General features: G+C 44.3%; 24 protein-coding genes and 1 pseudogene. 19 read left to right on the top strand and 6 right to left on the bottom strand.

The window, feature by feature from the left end:
* Positions 1-739: pseudogene (locus AC0YNS_RS05895) on the top strand (DUF4179 domain-containing protein); the annotation flags it as partial.
* A 1,099-nt stretch (positions 740-1,838) separates the two neighbouring features.
* Here the strand turns inward: AC0YNS_RS05895 and AC0YNS_RS05890 are convergent.
* Positions 1,839-2,267 (bottom strand): Lrp/AsnC family transcriptional regulator, encoded by a 429-nt coding sequence (locus AC0YNS_RS05890; RefSeq protein ID WP_475780062.1) that lies wholly within the window; start codon positions 2,265-2,267, stop codon positions 1,839-1,841.
* 387 nt (positions 2,268-2,654) lie between these two features.
* Here AC0YNS_RS05890 and AC0YNS_RS05885 point away from each other — a divergent pair, with 387 nt between their 5' ends.
* From AC0YNS_RS05885 to AC0YNS_RS05875, 3 genes are all read left to right on the top strand, one after another.
* A complete protein-coding gene (locus tag AC0YNS_RS05885) occupies positions 2,655-3,140 on the top strand; it encodes a quercetin 2,3-dioxygenase (RefSeq protein ID WP_475780061.1) in 486 nt (161 codons plus the stop codon).
* Between the two features lie 224 nt (positions 3,141-3,364).
* A complete protein-coding gene (locus tag AC0YNS_RS05880; protein ID WP_475780060.1) occupies positions 3,365-4,255 on the top strand; it encodes an alpha/beta fold hydrolase in 891 nt (296 codons plus the stop codon).
* Positions 4,256-4,519: 264 nt separating this feature from the next.
* A complete protein-coding gene (locus AC0YNS_RS05875; RefSeq protein ID WP_475780117.1) occupies positions 4,520-4,642 on the top strand; it encodes a glycine zipper domain-containing protein in 123 nt (40 codons plus the stop codon).
* 425 nt (positions 4,643-5,067) lie between these two features.
* Here the strand turns inward: AC0YNS_RS05875 and AC0YNS_RS05870 are convergent, their stop codons facing one another.
* Positions 5,068-5,499 carry a MerR family transcriptional regulator gene (locus tag AC0YNS_RS05870; protein WP_475780059.1) on the bottom strand — a complete coding sequence of 144 codons (432 nt, stop codon included), beginning with the start codon at positions 5,497-5,499 and terminating at the stop codon, positions 5,068-5,070.
* 323 nt (positions 5,500-5,822) lie between these two features.
* Here AC0YNS_RS05870 and AC0YNS_RS05865 point away from each other — a divergent pair, with 323 nt between their 5' ends.
* The 3 genes from AC0YNS_RS05865 to AC0YNS_RS05855 all read left to right on the top strand — a co-directional run bounded on the left by AC0YNS_RS05865 (position 5,823) and on the right by AC0YNS_RS05855 (position 9,219).
* On the top strand, positions 5,823-6,851 hold the full coding sequence (locus AC0YNS_RS05865) for an aldo/keto reductase (protein WP_475780058.1): 1,029 nt from the start codon (positions 5,823-5,825) through the stop codon (positions 6,849-6,851).
* Between the two features lie 1,165 nt (positions 6,852-8,016).
* Positions 8,017-8,736: an alpha/beta fold hydrolase gene (locus AC0YNS_RS05860; RefSeq protein ID WP_475780057.1), complete on the top strand. Its 720-nt coding sequence runs from the start codon at positions 8,017-8,019 to the stop codon at positions 8,734-8,736.
* A gap of 36 nt (positions 8,737-8,772) precedes the next feature.
* Positions 8,773-9,219 (top strand): cupin domain-containing protein, encoded by a 447-nt coding sequence (locus tag AC0YNS_RS05855; RefSeq protein ID WP_475780056.1) that lies wholly within the window; start codon positions 8,773-8,775, stop codon positions 9,217-9,219.
* A gap of 362 nt (positions 9,220-9,581) precedes the next feature.
* On the opposite strand, the gene AC0YNS_RS05850 is transcribed toward AC0YNS_RS05855, so the two are convergent.
* Positions 9,582-10,247, bottom strand: a complete 666-nt coding sequence (locus AC0YNS_RS05850) for a nuclear transport factor 2 family protein (protein WP_475780055.1) — start codon at positions 10,245-10,247, stop codon at positions 9,582-9,584.
* Between the two features lie 649 nt (positions 10,248-10,896).
* The gene (locus AC0YNS_RS05845) at positions 10,897-11,226 is read right to left on the bottom strand and encodes a winged helix-turn-helix transcriptional regulator (protein ID WP_475780116.1); all 330 of its coding nucleotides are present in this window, start codon (positions 11,224-11,226) and stop codon (positions 10,897-10,899) included.
* A gap of 530 nt (positions 11,227-11,756) precedes the next feature.
* Between AC0YNS_RS05845 and AC0YNS_RS05840 the strand changes: the two genes are divergently transcribed.
* The 8 genes from AC0YNS_RS05840 to AC0YNS_RS05805 all read left to right on the top strand — a co-directional run bounded on the left by AC0YNS_RS05840 (position 11,757) and on the right by AC0YNS_RS05805 (position 20,307).
* Complete coding sequence (locus tag AC0YNS_RS05840) at positions 11,757-13,181, top strand: MFS transporter (RefSeq protein WP_475780054.1); 1,425 nt, start codon at positions 11,757-11,759, stop codon at positions 13,179-13,181.
* A 26-nt stretch (positions 13,182-13,207) separates the two neighbouring features.
* Positions 13,208-13,333 (top strand): hypothetical protein, encoded by a 126-nt coding sequence (locus AC0YNS_RS05835; protein WP_475780053.1) that lies wholly within the window; start codon positions 13,208-13,210, stop codon positions 13,331-13,333.
* A 2-nt stretch (positions 13,334-13,335) separates the two neighbouring features.
* Entirely contained in the window at positions 13,336-13,530 is a 195-nt protein-coding gene (locus AC0YNS_RS05830; RefSeq protein WP_475780052.1) for a Dabb family protein, read from the top strand.
* A gap of 210 nt (positions 13,531-13,740) precedes the next feature.
* Complete coding sequence (locus tag AC0YNS_RS05825; protein ID WP_475780051.1) at positions 13,741-15,168, top strand: VanZ family protein; 1,428 nt, start codon at positions 13,741-13,743, stop codon at positions 15,166-15,168.
* Between the two features lie 91 nt (positions 15,169-15,259).
* On the top strand, positions 15,260-15,943 hold the full coding sequence (locus tag AC0YNS_RS05820; protein ID WP_475780050.1) for a response regulator transcription factor: 684 nt from the start codon (positions 15,260-15,262) through the stop codon (positions 15,941-15,943).
* A gap of 1 nt (position 15,944) precedes the next feature.
* Positions 15,945-16,946: a sensor histidine kinase gene (locus AC0YNS_RS05815; protein WP_475780115.1), complete on the top strand. Its 1,002-nt coding sequence runs from the start codon at positions 15,945-15,947 to the stop codon at positions 16,944-16,946.
* A gap of 98 nt (positions 16,947-17,044) precedes the next feature.
* Complete coding sequence (locus tag AC0YNS_RS05810) at positions 17,045-17,728, top strand: ABC transporter ATP-binding protein (protein ID WP_475780049.1); 684 nt, start codon at positions 17,045-17,047, stop codon at positions 17,726-17,728.
* Positions 17,729-17,781: 53 nt separating this feature from the next.
* Positions 17,782-20,307: an ABC transporter permease gene (locus tag AC0YNS_RS05805; protein ID WP_475780048.1), complete on the top strand. Its 2,526-nt coding sequence runs from the start codon at positions 17,782-17,784 to the stop codon at positions 20,305-20,307.
* Positions 20,308-20,353: 46 nt separating this feature from the next.
* On the opposite strand, the gene AC0YNS_RS05800 is transcribed toward AC0YNS_RS05805, so the two are convergent.
* The gene (locus AC0YNS_RS05800) at positions 20,354-21,124 is read right to left on the bottom strand and encodes a class I SAM-dependent methyltransferase (protein ID WP_475780047.1); all 771 of its coding nucleotides are present in this window, start codon (positions 21,122-21,124) and stop codon (positions 20,354-20,356) included.
* A 253-nt stretch (positions 21,125-21,377) separates the two neighbouring features.
* Between AC0YNS_RS05800 and AC0YNS_RS05795 the strand changes: the two genes are divergently transcribed.
* From AC0YNS_RS05795 to AC0YNS_RS05780, 4 genes are all read left to right on the top strand, one after another.
* A complete protein-coding gene (locus AC0YNS_RS05795; protein WP_475780046.1) occupies positions 21,378-22,298 on the top strand; it encodes an alpha/beta fold hydrolase in 921 nt (306 codons plus the stop codon).
* Between the two features lie 384 nt (positions 22,299-22,682).
* Positions 22,683-22,841 (top strand): hypothetical protein, encoded by a 159-nt coding sequence (locus AC0YNS_RS05790; RefSeq protein WP_475780045.1) that lies wholly within the window; start codon positions 22,683-22,685, stop codon positions 22,839-22,841.
* Between the two features lie 254 nt (positions 22,842-23,095).
* Entirely contained in the window at positions 23,096-24,082 is a 987-nt protein-coding gene (locus AC0YNS_RS05785) for an oxidoreductase (RefSeq protein WP_475780044.1), read from the top strand.
* A 208-nt stretch (positions 24,083-24,290) separates the two neighbouring features.
* Positions 24,291-24,599 (top strand): DUF3298 domain-containing protein, encoded by a 309-nt coding sequence (locus tag AC0YNS_RS05780; RefSeq protein WP_475780043.1) that lies wholly within the window; start codon positions 24,291-24,293, stop codon positions 24,597-24,599.
* A 439-nt stretch (positions 24,600-25,038) separates the two neighbouring features.
* Here AC0YNS_RS05780 and AC0YNS_RS05775 read toward each other — a convergent pair whose 3' ends face one another.
* Complete coding sequence (locus AC0YNS_RS05775; protein WP_475780042.1) at positions 25,039-25,557, bottom strand: nuclear transport factor 2 family protein; 519 nt, start codon at positions 25,555-25,557, stop codon at positions 25,039-25,041.
* Positions 25,558-26,088 lie beyond the last annotated feature (531 nt).

Below are 26,088 nucleotides of genomic sequence, written 5' to 3'. Positions count from 1 at the left end.
GTGGTTGGATGTTGGCAATACGAAGGTGTATCCAATTTCGTTCAAATTCGAGGCGAATAAAGCGATGAAGAGCATCCTTCGAGCGGAAATAGCGAAATCCGTGCCCGTCGATGAAGGGATGGTAGTTTACGATTCGATTACGGCTTCACCGACATCAACGGTGATTAAAGGGCACTACGAGATGAACGATGGTGAACCTCCGAGATATCCGGGCACGATGAAGCTTATGGTGAATGGGGTTGAAGTACATTCATGGGGAATGAGATCAAGCGCATCGCGCAAGAAGGGCATTACAAATTTCGAGCTGGGATATGACGTGTTGCCGACCGATAAAATCGAAACGATGGATATCGTACTTGAAAGTTTCACAGGATTTCAGAAGGTGATGGAACCGATCTCGCTTAATTCGCCTTCTGATCGATCGATCCGAATAAACACGGAGAAGTTATTCATTCGAAGCGTGACCAAGACTGCGTCGGGTTATGATATCGTCATTGCAAGGGCGCAGTTTACGCAGTTCGACACCGACCAGCTATTCGTGCAAGCCGGAGGCAAGCGCATACCGATCGCTGCAATTTCGAAGGCGCGTCCATGGGATTTGGGGAACAATAACGTGTTCTGGGAGCAGACGTATTCCGTGAAAACGTGGGATAAGCCGGAATTTCTTCTGTTAACCGGCTTCCACTATATTAAGCCATATAAGAAGACGATTTCAATTCCAATGAACGCCAAGAAATAGAAGCTAGCGCCAAATAGAGGGGCAGTCTGCAACGGCAGCTGCTCCTTCTATTGATGGAATGGGATCTAGTTTCTGTCAAAAACGAATGAAAAGAAGTCGCATATTTAAGGCAGCCGGCATACTGTTCTGCAACATTTCGTTATTCGATGGGGAGGATGCTGGGCACGAAGGACGGGAAGAACTTGTAGCATTTTTCGGTAACAGCCTTTTTTTTGGTTGATGCTTCTTTAGCTGTGATTGAATTAACGGCAGTATTGTGTAAGAGCAGGTATTGCCTTTGAAAGATCGAAGACATAAGGAAACGATGGTGTAAATAAATTAGGTGGTGCGAGTAGAGATTAGTGAGAATGCAGCCTGGGAAATAGAGAAGGAGGTTGCATTTGAAGCCAATGTTCGTAAGAGGTAAGGGTTACGCTAAGGAAGCTGCCTTACAATTGGTTTCCTTTGTACAGCTTTATCAGTGCTCGGACTTTTTAGTATTGGTCCTTATATTATTTGGGGGTCTTTATTTATCTTCATATACAGCTTAATAAATCTAATTAGATTAAGTCACGTTAACAAAGGTAATTGAGCTAACGAGGAACGATAGTTCAATACCAACATGAATGACAGCAGCCGGCGCATAATCGGCTGCTGTTTTGCTTAATAAGCCTCATATGTCTTATTTATAATTGGGATTAAAGGAGGGGTTGTAATTGACCATTATAAATAGACATGACTACGAATTGATGGGGTGGAGGTCGGTCTTTCTAACGGAACGGGTCCGAGTCATTTTGCGCAACATATCCCGATACTCACTGCTTCTTGTCATCCTGCGAATGCTTGAGTTTGGTGAGGGTCGACCGATCTTAAACTGCTTGTGGGAAAACTCGAGTTGCATCGTAATTCTCGCTGCTTTTCGCCAAGCTAAGCGTACAACAAAAAAAATAGTTCTGGCATTAAAGTAAGGTGATGAATGGAATATTAATGCGGGAGGCACTCGCTTGCCATGAATCAAAAACAATTATTATAGTAAAAGCCGGCTCTCCTACTAGTTCTGAGGAAGTTGGAAGGCTGCCTGGCGTCGTTATGTACGATGGGGCTGAAGCTAGAAAGTAGATTACTTGACGTGTTCGATCGATAGACTCAGCCTATAGTTGCCGTATCTCAGCACTTCCTCCAACAGCTTGTTCAGCTCAGAACTGTTGTTTGTCAGAATGCGCAACCAATAGCATCCTTCTCCGCCTACGCGATGCACTTCTTTCACAGACTCAGTCAACTGGACGAAGCTCCGGAAGGCTTGATGCGATTGATTTGAGTAAATGAACACGGTTAAAAAGGCGTGATTGATAAGTCCGATCTTTTCAGGATTCCAACGAAGCGTATATCCCTCGATAACTCCGAAGTCTTGCAGTTTGCGAATTCGCGCACCAACCGCCTGCCCTGTGAGATGGACGAACTCTCCAATCTCCTTGTGGGTAAGGAGAGCATTGTCGAGGAGCGCATACAGAATCCTCAGATCAATATCATCTATAGCTTGGTTGGCCATTCGGCTCTTCTCCTTTCAAAGTGTAAGTAAACCCGTTTAAATACATTCATCAAGTTATATACCATACTCATTGGCTAGCGTTATCATTGATATTATTAAAGATTAATCATTAAGGAGGTGAGCACATCAAGTTATTAGTCATGCGGCTATTCCAAAGTCATTATCCATATTTTGTCTAACCAGAGATGGAGATGCGATATGCTCGATATAAAAGGTGATTCAAACCTCCTCTTTCAGACATAACCATTATTGCCATGTCACGCGAAACATATTACGGACAAAACTTGCCATAAACCGACCAAGTCGACATCCCCGGGTAAGAACTTATCAGCCGGCTAGTAAGATACGATTCATTAAGAATTCTCACCAAGAAGGAGCCTGCAAAAGATGAGTAATCAAATCAAAGCAAATGTGATGTATAGAAATAATAATAAAGAAAATACATTCCTATTTCTTAGTGACGTAAATTCAATATTGGTAAGCGGGGACGATACGAACGGAGAGTTTTGCGTGGTGCATTGTGCCGTCAAGAAAGATGATGGACCTCCACTGCATTTGCATGAAAAAGAAGATGAATCTTTTTACGTTCTGGATGGAGAAATAGAGATGACGTTAGGTACGGAGACTATTTTGGTGAAAAGTGGAGAATATGTGTTTGCACCGCGCGGAATTCCACACACTTTCAAAGTAAAATCAGATACAGCTAAGTTTCTGGTGACCGCGTACCCTGCAGGATTTGATTCTTTTGTGAAGGAACTAGGCGTTCCTTATGTAGAAGGGATGGAGACTCATATAGAGCCACCTACTCCTGAGGCCATGCAAAATTTGTTATCAGTTTCCAAAAAGTATCATATTACTTATCCCGGTCTTTAATTTTTGGGATAATACCCCAAATTAAAGGCAATTTTACAGCCTATAACCGTAAATAAAATGAAATCGGCCTGGGAGGCTATTGGTTCTTTAGTGGAACAATAGGCTACAGGCCGGTGTTTAAGAGTCCAGTACTTTCTATACGAAGATGTGTATAAAGAACAAATGTAATACGAATTACGTACGGCTGTTTTGTTTTTAAAAATGAACTTAAAGAGGGAATATACATGTCCTTATCTAACTTTCAAGCTTCAATTGGTACACCAGCTATGCACGAGCTCGTCATTAATGGTATACGACAAGTTTATCATGTTGCGGGAGAAGGTCCGTTTTGTCTTGTGCATGCAGGAGGCCCTGGTTTTCATTGGGGCTATATGCGTATGCCGTTGCTAGAAAAATCCATGACCGTTATCTATTTGGAGGCAGTGGGCACAGGAAATTCCGATAACCTTCCAGACGGAGATTACACGATGTCCAAATACGCCTACTTCGCTCATAAAGTAGCAGAACATATTGGAGCGCATCAGCCATTTTTTCTAGGTCACTCGCATGGCGGTTTCGTAGGCTTACAATATGCACTTGATTATCCGGACGAACTCGGCGGCCTCATCCTTTACAGCTCGGCTCCGTGTATGAATCATGATCTTGGAATGGAGCAGGTTCAACAACTCGAAATTTTCACCCATCGTTGGGCGGACCTTCCGGAAGCTCAGGATGCGAAGCGGGCATGGATGGACATGATTACGGGAAAAGCGCAGGATAGAGAAGCAATCCTGAAGGTTTTGGGACGCTTGATGCCTGCTTTCTTCGGTAATTATTGGAAATATTCAGGATATATTAACGAGTGGCAAGCATGTTTGGATTTCTCCGTTGATCCGAATCGCAAGCCGTATATGTGGGATGTTCGTGATACGTTAGAAACAATTCAAACCAGAGCCCTGATTTTAGTCGGAGAGTACGATTTTAACTGCGGACCGCGTTGGGCTAAAGAGATGGATGAGAAAATCCCAGCTTCGCAGCTCGTAATGTTCGAACAAGGTGGACATATGAACCATGTGGAGATGCCCGAAGAGTTTGTAAAAGCAGTGATTGATTTTGTTTCGCAAGCCTCAAAATAGTATTTATATTTACTCTTAATTAAAACCTGTGCTCGTCGCCATAAATTCCCGAAAGTACTCTGGGAAGCGGTATATTTACAGGAAAAACTAGCGATCAGCTGTCGGCATTGCGCTAGCAGAAGTGGAGTGTAGAAAAATAAACTATTTTTAAAAAACGAAAAGAATAATATATGTTCGAGTGACAAGAATATGAAGCGTGAATAATTTCCCCAGAATGTTACATTGGGTACAACTGGAGTCACATAAAATGCGCTTGCATTAGGAATCGGCCTTGGTGTAGCCATTGGCGTGGCAATGGATAATATCTCTGTTGGTATCGGTCTTGGAATAGCGTTTAGCGTAGTATTCGGTGGATTTAGAATAAAAAAGAATCCACCGGATGCCTGAAAATGATCAGTAAATAAATGGTGCCGGCACATGTCGGCACCATTTATTTCATTCTTTAACTGGAAACTGACGAGGTTGCCACGAATATGGTGACCGTTGAAGTAACGACGACGGGGGTGTCGGTTGACAAGAACATTATCCGAATGAAATCCGCGTAAATCGCGGGTTTTTTTTAGTTATCGAATCAAGTTCTTGTCATTTGGAGATGACAAGAACTTGATTGCACGAAGCATATCTTTAGATGAGACGCCCATAATATCGGAAACAACGGACCCGAGTTTGATGTTTGTGCCACCCTTAATTATATCTGACTTTCCTAAATCTAGGTCTTGATAAACTGAGAAAATAAAGTTCTAGACTCAGAAAATAAAGTATTAGACTGGGAGAGCAGCGCATTAAACTACCATAAAATTCGCTTGAGTTCACTATAGTTCAGGAGGTAATTTACCATCCTTCAACCACGTTTTCATTGCATGATCAAATAGAATATTTTCTTTTTTCAATCTGGGGTACCACTCCATATGAAGATTGAGCAGGTCGATGTGAGACTTCAAAGTATTCGCTTGTTCTTCTATCTTTTCCTTTTGTTTCTCAAGAATTTCCAAACGTTTTTCACCGGTTTGGTCGCCTTTTAAAGTGAGATCAGCATAGTCTTTAAGCTGAGCAATTGGCATACCGGTATTGCGAAGACAGTTTAGAAGATTGATCCACTGGATATCCTCATATTCAAAAATACGTATTCCACTTTCGTTTCTATTGATGATCGGCAGAATACCTTCTTTTTCATAATATCTTATGGTATGGATGGACAACCCCGTCTTTTCTGCAACCTGGCCGATTGTAAATTCCTCGTTCATTCTGATTATGATCCACCTTCCGCTAATCGTTTATGTTGTTCTTTATCATTTAGAATATACTCGATTGTAAACGATAAACCAAGATATTAAGTGTCCTTCACAGGAACATCGAAAACAGAGTTCAAAAATTAACCTCTTGATCTAGAGTGAACTCTAGGGTGTAGGATTTGAATTGTACGAAACAACATACAACCGTATGGCAATACTTGCGGTTTATGAAAGGGGATCGAACTTGTTCAGTTTCTTGCAGTCCTATTCAATCGGTAAATTACCGACTCGGAACGAAAACTTGGTTTTTAAATTTAAAGGGAGCGTGAAGTCAATTGAAATACAAATTACTTGGCAAAAGTGGATTGAGAGTATCGGACATCGCTTTGGGTACGATGACATTCGGGGATCGCTGGGGATGGGGAGCGGATAAAACGGAAAGTCGCAAAATCTTAGACTCTTATGTTGATGCAGGAGGAAATCTGATTGATACAGCCAACCAATATACAGGAGGAGATAGCGAAGAATTCGTTGGGGAATTTATCGCATCGGAACGGGAGAAATTTGTCATCGCCACGAAATATTCACTGACCATGAATCCAAATGACCCGAACGCCGGGGGGAATCACCGCAAAAACCTGGTTCAGTCCCTAGATGCAAGCTTGAAAAGGCTGAAAACCGATTATATCGATATGTATTGGCTGCATGCATGGGATTTTATGACGCCGGTCGAAGAGGTAATGCGGGCTTTGGACGACCAGGTTCGGGCTGGAAAAATTCTGTACATCGGCATATCCGACACTCCGGCGTGGATTGTCGCAAAAGCCAATACAATGGCGGAACTGCGGGGATGGACTCCATTTACCGGTTTGCAGGTGTCGTACAGCTTGGTCCAAAGGGAGGCAGAACGCGACTTAATCCCCATGGCAAAAGCGTTGGACATTGGGGTAACCGCCTGGGCTCCGTTGGGTGGTGGCTTGTTGTCCGGCAAATACAAAGGAGGCCGACCAGAGGACTCGAAACGGGTTGATTTTACCGGGGAAAGTGTTTCGGAAAGTAACCGCTCCATAATGGATACGGTTGAAAGCATTGCTCAAGACATCGGCAGAACACCTGCACAAGTAGCCCTCAACTGGATCAGGCAGCAGGAAGGGACGACGATCCCGATTATCGGAGCAAGAACGGAAAAGCAGATCAAAGATAATTTAAACTGCCTAACCTTCGAGCTGACACCTGAACAGATGGATTTGTTAACCAAAGCCAGTAGCATCCCTCTGGGATTCCCCCATGACTTTCTGGGAGCGGATCAGTTTAAACAAGCCCTTCATGGTCAATTCGCCGGAAAAATCGCCAATCGCAACTAGTAACGAGTTGATCCAGATAAGAGCTTTCAATTAGCAGATTAGATTCTGGGTTCGGTACCAAAAAACTCACGTGCTATGGGCGTTGAATTAACGGACGAATTTATGCGCTTTTTAACCTGCATGATCTCCGCTCTAAAGTCAATTGAAGAGAATATAGGAATATGCGTACTTGCTATGCTTCAACTACCTCAACTGCCATCGACTGAGTCGATCTTGACTACTCTTTCTTAATGAGATCGCAGCCATTCCGACTCCTTTCATACTTGTTCTTGGCGATTTTCACGCGGCGAAAACCGGTCTCCGATGCCATGTGCTTCCTGCTTGATCATCTTCCTTTTATGATGCACCTTGTCATGTCGACCCGCGAGGACTGTCAGGTGACAAGAATATTTTCTCATTAAATGCCGCGAAAATCGCGGCTTTTTGCATTTATGGGATAAAGTTCTTGTCAAAACCATATGACAAGACACTTCCCGATAAGGAGGACCCGGTGGAATGGTGTTTCTTCTAACCGTCGTTTATGTCTCCAGGGTATCGACCGTGTTGCCAGCAACGACGGTGTACCATCGATATTCCGTGACCAGAAGAAGTACTTGTCTTTCCGCAAATAATACGTGCATTAATAAATTGTCTTGTTCGTGTTCTTGGAACAAAGAAAATTCTCTTCTACTTCTCCCGAAGTTCTCCCATTACCAAGTGACCTCGCTTAAGCAGCAGGATACGACAAGCCATGAAGCGTGACTTTACTTTTCTAAAGCAAATTAAAAAAAATAGCCTCCTTATGAAAATAATGAATACCTGTTATAGTTGACCCCACAGCAATTGAAGATCAATTAACAGCCTATTAACACAAAAATCGACTTGCGAGGTGAACTTTATCGATGGATATCGAAGCAAAAAACGGTTTGAGCGTGATGACGACATTCGGCTACCGATCCAAAGAGCCTAGGCGCGCTAAAACAAGGCGGCATATGGAAGACCTCGTTCAATTCGTATAATACTGTGATGTAAGAGAGAAGGAATAAACATGGCTCAAATAAGAATTCGAAATACCAATGAACGTATTGAAGCTGAAGATCGAGTGCGTTGAGACTGAAGGTTGGATTGCTTCACCATATAACGATGCAGAGTTCGAGAGAAATAAAGGCTAATTGGAGTGATAGTGATGAGTACGTTCGTACTGGTACACGGGTCGTGGCATGGAGCTTGGTGCTGGGAAAAAATAATGCCCATGCTCGAAGAAGCGGGACACCGGGTAATCGCATTTGACTTACCTGGGCACGGCCAAGATCATACGCCGATGTCCGATATTAACTTTACAAGCTACACGGATCGTCTTGGCGCTATTCTGGATAAGGAATCCGAAAAGGTCATTCTAGTGGGGCACAGTATGGCAGGGATGGTCATCAGCCAGACAGCCGAATACTTCCCCGAAAAAATCGAGAAACTTGTTTATTTGTGCGCGTTTCTTCCGGGGAATGGACAGTCCATGTTTCAAGTATTCGCAACCGTTGATCTAGGAGAAGACGCTCCTACGGCAGTCTTCATAGACGAAGATCAAACCTATATGGGTCTTAGAGATGAAGCGATCCGGAGTCACCTATTTGCCGAATGTTCTGAATTGGACTTCAGGACTGCAAAAGAAAAGCTTTGTCTAGACCCGTTGGTACCGTTGGTTACGCCAGTACAGCTGTCGGACGAGAAATTCGGTTCTGTCCCCCGTGTATATATTGAAGGGCTGAAAGATAAAGCAATTCCAATCCAATTACAGCGCGCGATGCACACTCGAACGCCTTGTGAACGAATCATTACCATGGACACGGACCACTCGCCATTCTATTCGCACAGCGAAGAATTGGCGGTTAATCTTCTGAAGCTAACCTAACAATTATCCACATTAGAAAAAAAGGAGAATGACAAAATGAATAAAACAGTCGTTAATTACGCTAAAGATCTCGAATGGTTCGACACAATGCCAGGAGAGAAGATGACCGTACGCCTTCACAGTAATCAGGTTGGAGGATCAATGACGATTATTGAAGCACGTGTACCGTCTCTGATGGGCCCGCCGAAGCATATCCATAACGAACGCGAGGAAACGTTTGAAATTCTTGAGGGCACTTTTCGTTTCCAAGTTGGCGACGAAGAATTCGATGCTACCGCTGGAACAAGTGTGTGGGTTCCTCGCGGCGTACCTCACGCATGGGCTAACGTAGGTCCTGACACGGGGCGGATGCTGTTCATCTTCACGCCGGGTGGGATCGACGATTTCTTCCCTGAAATCGGTCGTCATTCTCTTGAAGAAATTGTTCAAATTGCGGCGAATAACGATACCGTAATTATCGGACCGCCGATGATGTTGAAATAATCAAGCGCGAATTCATCAAATAGCAATCTAAGGGGAGCGGGACAGAGCGGGATTATTTTCGCTTTGTCCCGCTTTTTTATCGGTTTGTTCGATGCAACGATTGATGTGAAATAATCGTGTTTACATAGCGTTATTATGCTGATTGAATGGGAGAACAAATGAGTGCGCCTTTATGAGAGTACAGAATTGGAAAGGGTCGTCATTACGGGTTCTAATATGTCGATGACCGGTCATTTACTTGGCGCCTCTAGTGCATTAAAAGCAATCGTCCTTGTCAAGACGGAGCCATGCAAAATACCCCTTTAGCGCTCGATTGGAGCGTCTAGAGGGGTAATTTTTCATCGCTTATATAGAGGCGCCGGTTACCTTCCGGTTATAGGGTCTGTATTCGGATCCCAGTTCTTAAGAGGATCCATGCGGAAGCGCGTTAGTTCCGTGCTGCTGATTTTCCAAACTCCATTTACTTTTTTATACGTTTCGTGATATTGGCCATATCCGTGATGTCCAGGATAAGCGCCCTTCGCGTCAGGGAAGGTTAACAGATCCTCCATCGCCCAAACACCCTTGGCATTCTCCTTATCAATCATCTCAATTTCGGGCATATAGCCATGGTGAACCGTAGGCGCTTTACCTACAAGATCCCCGATCATCTTCCCGTATGCTGCTCCCCCGCCTTTGGAATAGTCTACGCCTTCCGACATGATTTTGGCATCCGAAGTAAACAGTTCCCCAAACTCGGTCCATTTCTTCTCGTCGACAAAACGGAAATAACGGGCTTTTAATTGTTTGATTTGCTCAATATCCTCCAAGCGTTGATATTTGTCTTCAAGCTCAGTGATATTCGCTACTTGATGCGCTTGAACATTTTGCAAACCTGCCTGAGCAGCTTGCTTGTTTGTATTATTTTGCGACGAGCATCCCGCGAGTATAGTTGTTAGAAAGACGACACCTAAAATAAGGCTGATAAAAAAAAACTTCTTCTTCTTCAACATATGATCATGTCCTTTGTAAGGGTTTTGTTTATTCATTTTTCCTGATTGCAGCTAAAAAACGAGTTCCGTCAGAATTACTCCTTAAATTAATCGCTCCCCAAGTGTATCTTTCCTCCGACAGGTATGTTTATTCGTATATTGTGCGCTCCCCTACATGTGTGAAAACCTCTTCTCATTTGGGATGGTAATTGTGCTTCAATTGCCTCGGGGTCAACTATAACAGGTAATCTTATTCTTCATAAGAACGTACTTTTTTTAAATATGCTTTAGAAATTTAAAGTCAAGAGTCCGAATGGCGAAAAAGAAGTTAAGTTAGATATGGAGTAGGGCCAACGCAACGTTTGCAAGGAAAGAGACTATGAACCTTCAACAAAAACCGGAAAGGAGGACTTTACTTTTCTAAAGCATACTTAAAATAATAGCCTTCTTACGAAAAGTAAGAAGGCCTGTTATAGTTGATCCCGAAGCAAGTGAAGCTCACTTACAATCCTAATTAGAAGAAGGTTGCATATGTAGGCAAACAACTTTTATCGAAATTCGAGCATGATTCGCTAATGGAAGAGAATCACTCGGAGATGTATATGGAAAGGTTGCTGTTAAGCAGGAGGCAACTGGAGAAAGCGATAGATTCTGTAATGAGGAGGGGGTGGATGAGTCGGCGGATTACAAAATACGAACAGATTCATTACCCCTCAATCGTTTGAGGTTGAACAGAAGATTCCCATTCCGTTTTCCAGCGATTAATTTCAGTAAATACGCTCGAGAAGGACTCTCCCTTTTCCGTAATTGAATATTCGACTGTCACTGGAACGGAGGGAAATACTTTCCGTCTGATCATTTGATGTTCTTCCAAATTCCGTAATGTATCTGTTAAACCTTTCGTATTCACGTTGCCTAAATTTCTTCTCAATTGATTAAAACGCTGAGGCTCCTTTAGAAGCTCTGTAATGACTAGAAAAGTCCATTTTCCTGAAAGAAATTGCAGTACTTCGGAAATCGATTCAATGCAAGGCATATCAAAATTTGAACATTTCAATGTTATCGACTCGCTTTCTTTTATAGCATTGGACTAAAAAATAAACTTACTAAGATTAAGTATATTAAATAACATTTTTAATGTCACTGGTAGTACTAACCAAATGAATTTTTTATCCATTCCGTATTCAAAAGGTGCATTGCAGCCTGTCAGAAATCCTAGTTCGTGCAATTATTCAGTACTATTGGGGGAATTAGAAATGACAAAAGTTTACAAATTTATTTTCGAACCGCCCGCAGCGACCGACAGGAGTTATAGCTTCCCAACACCTTATGGGAAATGATTGAACACTTCTTCCCGTTTGCAGATTAACCAAAGCGTTCAACAAATTGAGGATAATTTATTATGGATATATCTTGCGCAAAATCGTTTCAGGGCATTCCCTTATCATGCATCGGATCCTAAGATCGGCTATGCAATTTACATGATCAAGGTTAAACAGGACGAGCGGATGTAACGTTCCTCAGATTCATCATAGATAAATAGATAACTATAGGAGTGGAGAAATAGTGAGTGATCGTATATCGAAAGCGAATATGTTGTTGTTGATTATTGTTTGTTTTGCCCAATTTATCGAGGTTATGAATGGTTCGACCGTAACCGTCGCGCTGCCTTCCATTCAAACGGCGCTTCACATGCAGGCGAACGATTTGCAATGGATCGTCACTTCTTATGTGCTGACGTTCGCTTGTTTTCTGATGATTGGAGGACGGGCAAGCGATTTGCTTGGAAGAAAACGCGTTTTAATCATGGGTTTGTCAATCTTTGCGTTATCTTCTTTGGCTGGCGCATTGGCGACTGGTCCGGTCTGGCTGATTGCCAGTAGGGCGATTCAAGGAATCGGGGCGGCTCTTTCCATTCCCGCGGCGATGTCACTCATAAGTAACAATTTCCCGGTCGGACCGCAGCGCAACAAAGCGTTCGGGATTTTCGGCGCCTTAGGGTCAGCGGGAGCTGCGGGCGGATCGATTGTCGGCGGATTGCTAACGGATTCAGTTGGCTGGAGATCGTTGTTCTATTTGAATGTGCCGCTCGGAACCTTGCTCATCATCGGATTAATGTTCGTGAAAGTAAGTCCTGCCGTAAAGGGCGAAAAACAATCCATCGACTGGTTCGGATTGATTTCCGTACTGGCTGGTATCTTCGTTCTGGTCTATGGCATCTCCATGCCGGACGTCGATGGCAGCTGGTCGGCTGCGAAGATTACCATGTTGATTGCAGGAGTATTGCTGGTAGGCGTGTTCATAATGGTTGAAAATTACGCCAAGAATCCGTTAATGCCGCTTCGTCTGTTCAAGTTTCGCTCGCTTGTCACGTCCAATATCATTGGATTTCTGATGTATTCTTATTTGACCGGCTTCATGTATTTCTCGACGCTGTATTTCCACGAGCTTGGTTATTCGTCTTTAGCTACCGGCATGGCTTTCTTGCCACTTGGTTTGGCATCGATCATAGTCACGCAAATCACGCCGTTCTTCATGCGTAAGTTCGGGGCACAAAGACTCCTGATCGTCACGCAATTGATCAACGCGATTGGAATGTTCTGGCTAAGCACTATGGATATGGATAAAAGTTACGTCTCGTTTATTCTCCCGGCCTTTATCGTGCTCGGTTTGTCGATTGGCGCGTCCTTTACAGCCGTTATCACGGGTTCCTTGCAGGATGTAAAACCTAAAGAGCACGGAATTGCCGGCGGTATCGTGAACACGTTCCTGCAGCTCGGGGGGAGTTTGGGCTTGTCTATTTTGGCGACCATCGCGACGACGGTTACCGCTTCGGCAATAAATGAATCTGCAAATCAGGCCATATTATCGGGCTTCCATACAGCATTAATCGTAAGCGGATGTTTTGCGATCGCTGCGTTGATTCTTGCGTTCATGAACGGCGGCAAGAGCGAGATTACAGATGCCGTTCCTCAGGAAGTGCATGTTTAAAACTCTAAAGGGGGAAGGAAATGCACATGGCACGGATTCGCATTCGCAATACGAATGAGCGCATTGCAGTCCGCTTCTTAATCGAATTCTCGGTTCTTACAAATCAAAGCATGCTGCCGAGGCATTCATGCGCGATGCAGAGCAGCAACTGACTATGATCCCAGGCGTAAAGCAATTCCGTGCTTTCAAGCTAAAAGCAAATAACCATATGGATTACGGAATTTCTATGGTATTCGACAGCCAGGAGGAGTATGCGGCGTATGCGGCGCATCCGATGCATGACGATTTTGAGGAGAATCGTTGGAAACGGGAGGCGACGCGTGCCATGGTGATCGATTACGATTATTGACCTCACTCATGAGCACAATCAAAATTCTCCCCCCTTGACGGGGGTTATTTTATTTATCGGAAAGAGTGGAGTCCATATAGTTTCACTTCAATCTATTGAAGTGACTAATTAGTAACATAGAAGTCACTCAATAGTCACTGTCGGAACGTATAATTCTCAGTAATGACAAGAAAAGAGCAAGTCAAAAAGAATAGGGAGAATGATGACTATATGGACTTAATTACGATCTCTTCTGAACTACTCAAATGGGCATTCATCGCCACGATTGGATGCCTAGGTATCCTTGTGCTGCTGGTCGGCAGCTATTTGATCTATAAAAAAGTCTTGAGGGGAAAAAGAAGTATGACCAAAAACCAATGGGTCGTGCTCACTCTCCTTGTCGGCTGGTTTTTAGTTGTATTGGGCTTAACTACAATCAGCCGTGGCGCAAGCTTCACTGGCGATATCAACGCCGATTTACTCAGCGGCTATGTGAATGCATGGAATAAATGGTCCATTAGTGAACTTCAGTTGATTCTATTCAATATGCTAATGTTCGTTCCTTTGGGCTTGCTGCTGCCGATCCTCATGCGCAAAGCGCAGGCATTTTGGATGACTTGCCTTGTTACTCTGTTAACGACTGCCAGCATTGAGATTATTCAGCTCATTACAGGGAAAGGCATTTTTGAACTGGATGACATTTTTCATAATTTGGTCGGAGGTCTGGCCGGGTACTTCTTCGTCATGGCGATCCTGGAATGTATTAGGCAGAAGCGCGTTGTGATCAAATCAATTCTGCTTAGTGTAATGATTCCCGCCTTGTTCGGTGCTTTGATTGGCGGAGCATTAATGAAGTATCAATTGCAGGAATTTGGGAACATGCCAATCCTTCCCGGAACGAAGCAGGATATGCATGCAGTGACAATTGAAAATAAACTGCTCTTGCCTGAGGACACAGGCATGGCATCGGTTTACCGGAATATCTATGCCAATCATTTGCAACGAGGCAAAGATATTGCAGAGCAGCTTTCGGAGAAATTTGCTGTGAAATTCTCCCAAGCAATTCGCCGAGGAGGCGACGACAACCGTATATTTATGGGCACAACATCAAACGGCCGGCAAGCCGACTTGAATTATGGGATTAAGGATGGCGGGTGGCACTTCAGTACTGGAGACGATGGAGTAAATCTCTCGGAAAAACAGGTAACCCTACTAAAGGAAGACATGGAACAATGGTTTTCACATAACGGTCTGTTGCCTGCCAAGGCTATATTCAGTGTGCAAGACAAGAACATTTTGCGGTGGGACGCGAAGGCACCTGACGATCTCGCTCATAAGGAAAACGATTTTGTTTCTGGCATGATTATGGAGCAGTTCGCTAAGGATGGTACTTTGAGTGATTTATTTAATCAAATGATTTGGAACAAATTTGAACGCAAGTTGGAGATCATCTCCCCTAAACAGGCGTTTGAGCAAATTCTATCCGGTAATTTCTATATGTACGCGTCATTTCACAAAGGTGACAAGCTTGTCGTGAATGGGTACGGACTGACCTATGTGTACGATACCAAAGGATTTTATCAGCCAGTGTATGAATTCAAAGGCTATATCAACGATCTCGAGCACGCATTTTATTGCCAGATCCCGGCTCGTGTATAATTTTCACCAAATATGACAATAAGGCCAAGAGATTTAACCTCAAGGCCTTCTTTTCATTTATCGAGGCTACAAAAGGAGATAGGTGCAAATCATGAAAATTTTAGTGGTTGAAGATGATAAGACGATTACCACCGCCTTGGAATATTCCCTTCAGCAGGAGCATTTCCAAACCGTGCTTTGCTTTGACGTCGCTTCGGCTAAGGAAGCAATAAGGCAACATGCCGGAGAGTTGGCACTCTGTTTGTTCGATGTGACGCTTCCTGATGGAAACGGCTATGAGCTATGCCGAATAGTCAAGGCGGAGCGGGATATTCCGGTGATCTTCCTAACAGCCTTAGACGATGAAGTGAACGTGGTCATGGGGCTTGATATGGGAGGGGACGATTATATCACCAAGCCATTCCGGGTAAGGGAACTCATCTCGAGGATCAAGACCGTGATGCGCCGATACCAGAAGCTTCCTCAAAGTAAAAGTGTTATTGAACTTGGCGACATTCGAGTAAATACCTTGGAGGGTAAAGTATATAAACAAGGCGGGGAAATTCAATTAACGGCGCTGGAGTATCGGTTGCTGCTCATTTTCGTAAACCATTCAGGGCAAGTGCTTTCCAGGAATCAACTACTGGAACAGATCTGGGACATTGCGGGGGAATTCGTGAACGACAATACGTTAACCGTCTATATCAAGCGCCTGCGGGAGAAGCTCGAAGATGACCCTAAAGAGCCTGTAATCATAAGAACGATTCGGGGTTTAGGTTATAAGGCAGGTGATTGAGATACTTCGAAACCGTGAAATTCGCATTTTGGTGATGGCGATGTCGTTGACCGGTCTTAGTTTAGCTGCAGTAGCAGCTTTGTTGTCTACTGTAGCTTCGGTGATCGTTCTCTTGGCCGCTGCGCTTCTTATTTTCTACTCCCTCATATTTACGAAATGGAGATATAAGCAGCTCGCAGGATTGGCGAGCTACTTGCAGCAAATCAGCAATGGCGATTACGGGTTGGACGTTCGAGATAATCAGGAAGGCGAGCTTAGCTTGCTAAAGAACGACATTTACAAAGTCACTGTCAGACTATCCGAACAGAACGCTTTGTTGTTGAAAGATAAAGATTACCTCAAGAATGCCATTTCGGATATTTCCCATCAGGTCAAGACGCCATTGACTTCAATGACGGCTATGACCGATTTGTTGAATGATCGTAATATGCCGGAGGAGAGGCGAATCGAGTTCACCCGCAAAATCAGCGTTCAACTGGAACGGATAGACTGGTTAGTGTCCTCTCTGCTAAAACTATCCAAAATCGATGCAGGCACCGTGGGATTCAGAACAGACCGTATCAGCGCAAGCGAATTGATCCTGAAAGCCATTCAGCCAGTCCTGATTCCGATCGACATCAAGGGACAAGTCTTATCCATAACCGGTGAGGATGGCGTATCCTTCACAGGCGATTTGAACTGGACGTCGGAAGCGTTGATCAATATTTTGAAAAACTGCGTGGAACATACGCCGGAAGGTGGCGAACTGATGATTCATTATTCAGAGAACGCGCTGTACACGGAGATTGTCATCGCAGATCAAGGCAAGGGGATAGTAAAGGAAGAACTTCCGCTTATCTTCAAGCGGTTCTATAAAGGGAAGGACGCGGGGGAAAGCAGCGCAGGGATCGGATTGTCACTGGCTCACAGCATCATATCGAATCAAAATGGCGACATCTACGTAACAAGCGAACCGGGTCAGGGAACCCGGTTCCGTATCCGGTTCTACAAGCGAATCACTTAGTGGCGGTTTAAGTGACCAAGTCGTCACTTTCGTAGTCACTCCACCGTCACTTTGGACAGCTATACTGAATCTATTCATTCATGATTGGAGGAGCTTACATGCCTATATTGAAAATAGAACAACTGTCCAAAGTATATGGAAGAGGGGATACCTCCGTTAAGGCGCTTGATGATATATCCTTGTCAGTTGAGAAAGGAGAGTTCGTCGCCATCGTTGGTCCGTCCGGATCGGGCAAATCCACATTGATGCATATGCTGGGAGGCGTCGACAGCCCAACCGGCGGGAAGGTGCTCATTGATGATATCGATATATACACATTGAACGAGACACAATTGGCAATCTTCAGACGCAGACAGATCGGATTGATTTACCAGTTCTATAATCTGCTTCCTGTTTTGACCGTGGAGGAAAACATGCAGCTGCCGCTTCTGTTGGACGAGCAGAAAGTCGATAAGCGTAAATTCGACGAATTGGTGAGCTTATTAGGGCTTGGACAGCGACTGGGCCATCTGCCAAACCAGCTGTCCGGAGGTCAGCAGCAGCGCGTATCCATCGGCAGGGCGCTTATGAATAATCCGACAATTATTTTGGCTGATGAACCGACGGGCAACCTAGATAGCAAAAACAGCGGTGAAATTGTCGATTTGCTGAAAATGCTGAATAGAACGTATAAACAGACCTTGATCGTTATCACGCACGATGAACGGATTGCCCTACAGGCAGATCGCATTATTGCCATCGAAGACGGGAAGATCGCGAAAGACGAGGTTCTCCGGCGATGAATATTGTTAGTAAATTAACCTTAAGACACTTCCGTCAGAATAAGCGGAGAACTATGGTTACCGTCATAGGCGTGATGATCTCCGTAGCGATGGTAACTGCGGTAGCGACCTTGTTTTTTTCCTTTCAGGAACTGATGAAGAAGCAAGCGATCGATAACAACGGTTTGTGGCATGTGCGGTATCATGATGTAACCCGGAATCAACTAAGGGCTATCGAGAAGGACAACAAGACGAAAGAAGTCATTCTGACCGAAAGCCTCGGTTATACTGCGTTGTCTGAATCGCAAAATGCTTATAAGCCTTACTTGTACATCGAAGCCTATAATAAGGTAGGTTTTAGCAACTTCCCTATGGAGCTCAAGCAAGGCCGCTTTCCCCTGCATCCTAACGAGGTAGTCATTTCCAATGAAATTATTACTAAAGCGGGGGTTGCGTTCAAGATAGGGGAAAGGCTTTCTCTTCAAGTCGGGGAAAGGGAAGATATAAGCAAGGAAAACTCGCTCCACGAAGTATTGAAGCAAAACACCCGGTTACGGATGGAAGATGGAAAATCGGTAGAGACTCTCGTCCACATGAAGCAGGAAACCTTTAACATAGTGGGCATCATAGACCGTCCTGCCTTAGAGCCCGCAGAAGCTCCCGGGTATACGATTCTCACTTATTTGGATGAGAACACGCTCAGGCCTGCGGAAACTGTGGATGCGAGTGTAGTACTAACGAAGCTCGACCGTTCCTTATATGGACATGCCGCAGCGTTGGCGAAGCAAATTCACGTTGACCTTGTGGGTTTTAACGATCCATTGCTTCAATATTCAGGCGTGACTAGTAATACGCAAACCAACTCAACCTTGCTAGCATTAAGCGTGATTATCATCGGGATTATCATGGCAGGTTCCATTACTTTGATTTATAACGCATTCGCAATTTCAGTCTCTGAGCGTTCCCGCTATTTGGGCCTGCTATCCAGCGTAGGAGCGACGAAGAGGCAGAAGAGGAACGCTGTTTTCTTTGAAGGTACAATTATGGGGTTAATCAGTATTCCTTTGGGCTTCCTGTGCGGGTTGGCGGGCATGGCGATTACGTTTAGAGGCGTGAATGCAAGCATGCGAGGCGTGTTCGGCATTAATGAGGACCTAACGATTGTGGTTACGCCAATATCCGTCATGATTACGGTTGCGGTCTCCCTACTAACGATCGGGATATCGATGTATCTTCCCGCACGAAGAGCATCCAGAATATCCGCCATCGATGCCCTTCGGCAGACCAAGGATATTAAACTAAAGGGCGAAGATGTCAGAATCTCCAAACTCGTAAGAAACTTGCTTGGCATTGAAGCTCAATTGGGGTTGAAAAACCTGAAAAGAAACAATCGTCGCTACCGAACCGTGGTCATGTCTCTCATGATCAGCATTGTGCTCTTCTTATCTGTATCGTTCTTCACTGCTAATTTGGAGAAGTCATTCCGGCTGTCGAAAGTAGGCCTCAATTATGACATACAGGTTGAGCCCTCCGTCGAGAGACCGGCGTTGGATAAGAGACAAGTCCAGTCGTTCGTTTCACTTCGCGATGTGACAGCATTCAGTCTCATCCACCGGTATACCTTCAATAGCTTGATTCCTTCCTCGCTCGTGCCGGAAGCCGTTCGAAAGTGGTTCGACGATAACGGCTTTCCTGCCCAATCGGGAAACTATTCATATGCGGTGGAAGTGAATGGCTTGAGCGACGAACAACTGCAAGCTTTTGCGAAAAGGACGGGAGCGGATATTCGATCCTTGCGGAATCCCGACAAGGTATCCGCTATCGTTATTAATACGTCCTCGTTCGAGGATCGTGTATCTAATAAATTCATTGCGTCTAGGGTCCTAGATATTCAGAAGGGTGATTCTATTACACTCGGATTCGATAAGCTTTCAAGCGTGCGGTTTGCAGCCTTGACGGATCAAGTGCCGATGGGCGTCTCACTGCCATGGAACACCGTCAAACTTAAGCTGGTCATGTCGGAGGTCGTCTTAGAATCCCTTCATCTCAAGGGTCCCGGCGGTGTTCAATCCATGAGCCTGTTCCTCGACAGTAAAGATCCGCTGGTTACCCAGCACCAAATCGAAAAGATGGCTAGCCATGTTTTCGTACGTAATGAATATCAGGCCAGGCAGCGAGATGAACAGCTTATGTTGCTGTTTAAAGTATTCGCTTACGGGTTTGTCACATTAATCACGATTATTTCAGTCGCAACGATATTTAATACGATATCGACCAGCCTGATTCTGAGGACAAGAGAAATCGCCATGCTTAGATCGATGGGCATGACGTCCAAGGGCATCAATAAGATGATTCATTCCGAAAGCATTTTTTATGGAATCAAATCGCTGGCTTACGGGTTGCCGCTTGGAATTTCTCTGATGTACCTCATTTATAGAGCATTCATGAACCGTTTCCATTATGGTTTTAACCTTCCATGGATTAGCATGCTTTATATGATCGCTGCAGTGTTTGTCCTCATCAGTACAGCGATGTTGTACGCAAGTTCCAAGGTCAAGAAGGTCAATATCATCGATGCTTTGAAGCAGGAGAGCCAGTGAGGTTTAGCTCGGACGGAACTGCGAATAGCTCCAAGTTGAATGTGCTTTATCTTTTCCGCGCCTTCAACATCATGTAGCTGCCCTCGAAGCTGAGCAGCTTGCCGTTCTCGCTACGGACTTTAAGCTGCTGCTGATCAGAATCTGACCAGTTCAGCATATCCGATTGCAACGCTTGCTGCACCTGCTCAGAGACATTCATTCGAGCGCACCAGGCAGCGAATTCGAACGGCTTGCCTGTCTGCAACAGTTGTTCCACCTGGAAACCGGTCAGCTCGATGCGACGGATCCACTCTGTTTTCTTCCAAGCGCGGAAGTGGCTGGGATCCCGTCGCTGTTCAATATCATTATAGAGGATGTCGATCCGATCCGCTTCCGGAGCGATGTTGTCCATCAGAATGAAGCTTCCTCCACGCTTCAATACGCGCCATGCTTCCTGAACGAACTTGTCGGGGTCAGGAAAGTGATGAGCGGCGATGCGGCAGGCGATTAAATCGAAGTGTTCCTGGACAAAAGGAAGGTTCTCCGCGTCCCCGACAACGTACTTGATATTCGTGCATCCTTTCCCGGTAAGAAAAGCTTCTGCTTCTTCCAGCATCTCGGTCGTAATATCCAGGGTGGTCACTTCACCGACGACGGAGGCCAGTGCGAGGGCGCAATGTCCGCCTCCGGTCGCGATATCGAGCGCCTGCACGGCATTTTCTTCTCGGGACCACTCGAGTAGCAGGTTCAAATCTTGGCCTGATGCATGGCGTGAGCTCGCGACATACTTAGAAGCGTTAGCTCCAAATTGGGCTTTCACCCGTTCCTTCTTATCCATACCATCACTCCTTTTGTTTCATTGTATAAAACAAAGTTTCAATAAATGATACTTCCATGCAAACATAACATGCTCAATTATTATTGTAAATAAAGCAAATGCACTTAGTGAATCAAAGAGCACCACTTTATTTTTATAAAGCATATTTAAAAAAATTGCCCTCTTATGAGGAACATTTATACCTGATATAGTAGACCCTGTTCAATAGAACATGAGAAAAGTATTCCATAAACAATAGAGAGAAGGTACGTTCATGGACAATTCAGATAGCAGTCCTTTAAATTCGGCAATTAACGATGCACTAACACCCGGTACGCACGAAATCATGATCGATGGAATACGGCAGACCTACCACGTTGCAGGCAGTGGACCTATTTGTCTTGTACATCCCGGAGGACCCGGTTTCCATTGGAACTATTTACGCATGCCTCTGCTGGAGAAGTCTATGACGACTATTTATATAGAGCCGATCGGAACAGGTCAATCCGGAATGCTGCCGGATGGAGAATACAGTATGTCCAAATATGCTTATTTCTCCCGAAAGGTGCTCGAGCATGCAGGGGCACTGGATGGTTATTTTCTAGGGCATTCGCATGGCGGTTTTGTTGGGCTTCAATATGCGATCGATTATCCGAATGAGCTCTCAAGGCTGATCGTTTATGACGGAGCGCCTTGCAATGGGAAAGATTTGGGTATTGAAGCGACCAAGCAAATGGATCTCTTTGCACAGCGGTGGTTGAACCAGCCGGAAGCCCAGGAAGCAAAGCAGGCTTGGGCGGAAATGGGGACTGGCGCAATATCCATCCATGACAGAGATTCATTCCTTGGCGTCATGCAAAGACTGCTGCCCGCTTACTTCGGCGACTATTGGAACATGCCTCAGCATTTCGATGACTGGAAAGCTTCTATAGACGCAACCATTGATCCAAATCGAAAACCAACGAATTGGGATGTGCGTGATGTCATGAATACGATCAAGACACCAACGCTCATCTTGGTCGGAGAACATGACTTCATCTGTGGGACAAGATGGGCCAACGAGATGTCGGCAGCAATTCCAGAATCGCAGCTTGTAGTCATCAGTGAATGCGGGCATATGGGACATGTGGAGAAGCCGGAATCGTTTTCCGGTGCCATAAGTGAATTTGTCATTAGCGCGGGCCTGGTTCGCTGATTAAATACAGCTATTGAAATCATAGTAAGAAAGGAATCCAATAGGAGGAAGCTCTTTTGGGATGATGGAGAGCTGGAAAATAAAACTTTGGCCCAGCAAGCAGCTACTCAAACTCTAATTGAATTATTCAAAATAATGCATTTTTTCTGCAAACCCAACATCTTCAGAAACAAAAAATAAAATAAACCATATCAAGCATTCCTTGCTAGCCAAAGCAATGGCATCTTAATTTGAACCGGATACGCTAGTCATCATCGAACCGCGCATATTATTGGAGGATTAATAATATGAAGAAACAAGTAAGATCAAAGAAGAAACAGGTATTGAAGGCATCGGCGATGGCGCTGTCGACTGTGCTGCCAGGTTCGTCAGCTGGCGCAGCCGTTGATTCTGGATGTGCTAGAGAAGAAGAAATCCGTCGAAGAGGCACTCAAATCGTGGCAAACACAAGGTGATGTTCTCCTGCAGCAAATTAAAACGAACCCGACCGGTCCGCTTGACGGCACGGGTACGAATGATGGAGGTGGCACAACAAACGAATAATTTACGAAGTATTGAAGAGGCACAAAGGCGAATCGTGCATTATATTTTACAACGAGACTAGAACTCAAATTAAATTAAAAAAGCTGACGCCGATTGAATACCTTATTCGAACATTAAAACGCAGTTTATTTTTATAAAGCATATTTAAAAAAAGTGCCTTCTTATGAAATAAAAACAGAGCTGTTATAGTTGTCCTTGAGGCACGAATAGCCCTAGATTATCCCTTAAATTCTAAGAACATGGAGGTTACACCTATGACGATTCAAAAGCACTCCGAGCTTCAAACACCTCTATTCTCCGGCTTCGGGCCAAGAACGACTGCCCAGATGGTAATTAAAGGACAGGATCTGACTGGTAAGATTGCTATTGTAACTGGGGGTTATTCAGGACTTGGCCTTGAAGCAGTCAAAGCCCTTGCAACCGCAGGGGCAAAGGTAATCGTACCCGCTCGCTCACCGGAAAAAGCCAGGACGGCACTTGAAGGAGTGCCAGGTGTGGAGCTGGAACGCGTAGACCTTATGGATCCGGAGTCTATCGATGGGTTTGCAAAACGTTTTCTTACTTCCGACCGGTCCTTGCACATACTTATTAATGCAGCAGGCATAATGGCTGCTCCGCTTGTTCGCGATGCGCGGGGGTTCGAGTCCCAGCTGGCTACCAATCATTTGGGACATTTTCAGCTTGTGTTAAGGTTATGGCCGGCACTTAAGAAGGCCAGAGGCGCAAGGATCGTTTCTGTATCGTCTCGTGCCCTGCAGCTCAGCAGCTTTGATTTCGAAGATCCTAACTTCAATACTCGTGAGTATGACAAATGGCTAGCGTATGCTAAATCCAAGACAGCGAACGCATTATTTGCTGTTGCGATGGACAAGCGCGGAGAACCTCATGGAGTACGCGCTTTTTCTGTTCATCCGGGGACGATCGTGACGGATTTGGCCCGTCATTTAACGGATGATGAATTACGTGCAATGGGTGCGATAAACGAACACGGCGAACGTGCTTTTAGCGAATATAACGATGAAATTAAAACGATACAAGAAGGAGCAGCCACATTAGTATGGTGCGCAGTCCATCCTCAGCTTGAAGGAAAAGGAGGCGTTTACTGCGAGAACGGAGACATAGCGGTTATGACAGATACGCCACATACTCCCGGCGTGTTTGAGTGGGCAATGGCTCCCGAAGCAGCTGAACGTTTATGGCAGTTAAGCGAACAACTTATTGGTTCAAAGTTTGCGATGTAACCGACGAATACGAGGAAGTAATCGGTTCTTCCTCACCGATATTCGAGCAAATGGGAAACAATGAGAAACTACTTTCTGTCCAGAAACCGAGTCATTCCGGGCATCAGGTGTCCGAGAATGGCTCGTTTTCTTTTTTAAGAAACTCATCGAGGACTTGTAAAGAGAACGAATGTAACCTTTCAACACGTTGTATCGTCATTTAACTTGAGTGAATATTCAACACAAGGGCTTTGCCTTTAAGAAAAGTACCGTTACTCTAAATGGGCAAATCATTGACGGCACTCGCGTTATCATGCAAGACAATACGACGTACCTTCCGCTTCGTTTCGTCTTAGAACGGATGGGCTATCAAATCAAAGATCGTAAGCTAACTTTGCTGACGCCTTTCCAAACGATCGAAGCTAATCGTGATTTCTTCTTAAGCCACAACGGCGTTGTCATTTACTTCACTCCAGGCGAAATCTTGCCAAATGCGCAAGGGATGCTTGAATTCGTCATTCCGTTCTCTAAATTTTAATTCGAGGCTGAACAATCACCTCCAATAAATCAAAAAATCAATAAAAATAGGCTATTGACTACTATGATTCGTTAATGAAAGATGTGACCGCTGGCAAAGCTGATTATGTAAAGATCATCAATGAACAGATTGCTCAGGCCCAACGAGAGGAGTGATTGATTAAGTGAGTGAAATGATAACAGAAATTACAGCACAGTGTGAAAAACTTAAGAAGGGCGTACTAATGTTTGGATTTCCAGCGGCAAGCCGCGAGATTATCGTCCTGAGCTTCTAGGGATAAACCGATTTGTTTCTAATCCTTGACCTAAACAAAATGAAACGGCAGCCGGTAAAGGCTGCCGTTTCTCAAGTAACGGGCTGGATTTAAATTGATCATTTCTTTCGAGACAATCCCGATGACATCGTTTTTGAGCAGACCGCAAACGGTTAAGAAGACAATTTAATTATTAGTTACAGGCTGTCCGGTCACAGGATCTGTATTCGGATCCCAATTTTTTAGAGGGTCCATACGGAAGCGAGTTAATACCGTGCTACTGATTTTCCAAACACCATTTTCTTTGCGATAAGTTTCACGGTATTGGCCATACCCGTTATGCCCCGGATATGCGTTCTCCGCGTCAGGGAAAGTCAATAAATCCTCCATAGCCCAAACCCCATTCGCATTTTCCTTATCAACAATTTGAATTTCAGGCATATGGCCGTGGTGAACCGTTGGTGCTTTACCGACAACGTCATCAATCATTTTTCCGTAACCTGCACCTCCGAGCTGAGAGAAATCTTGGCCTTGTGAAACTAATTGAGCGTCTGATGTAAAGAGCTCACCAAATTCTTTCCATTTTTTTTCATCAACAAACCGGAAAAACCGCGCTTTGAGTTGTTTTATTTGTTCATTATCCTCCAGCATTTGGAGTTTCGCTTCTAGTTCTTCAATTTTTACTACTAGTTCTTGAGTTGTCATATAATCCACGTCCTTTTTTATTATTAGTTTGTATAGTATTGCAATGATTTCTCTTCCAGCTAAGTCGATTAAATGATCGAAATTTACTTATTAAGCTTTCACTTCACTAAATGATCTAAGCCTAAAATATATATTCATATGGATCAAATCCAAATGTGAATGAAGTTTTTTCTGCGCTACATAAGGAAAACCTCTCTTTTCATTCAAGATGTGGGAGTGGAGTATCGCTCCCTTGGACACAACTATAGCAGTTCATTATTATTATTGTAAGAAGGCTAATTATTTAAAGTAACTTTAGAAAAGTAAACAATAGTTTGGGTTATCGTATCAGCATTCCATCAGTATTCCATCGATCGAGAAAGTTATCCCTTTGGATACTGTAATAAATTGCTCGACAAAGGATTGCTTGGAATTGATGAATTCAGTTTGAGGTTAATGTCTCATAGGTATTATGGTAGTTATACTTCAGCTTTAAAAAAGTTACCCCTTAAGTCGCTCTAATATAGCGCTTTAGGGGTAACTTTTATAATT

It is taken from the genome of Paenibacillus sp. J22FR21 (genome assembly GCF_056269135.1).
This window is presented reverse-complemented; position numbering and strand designations above follow the sequence as displayed.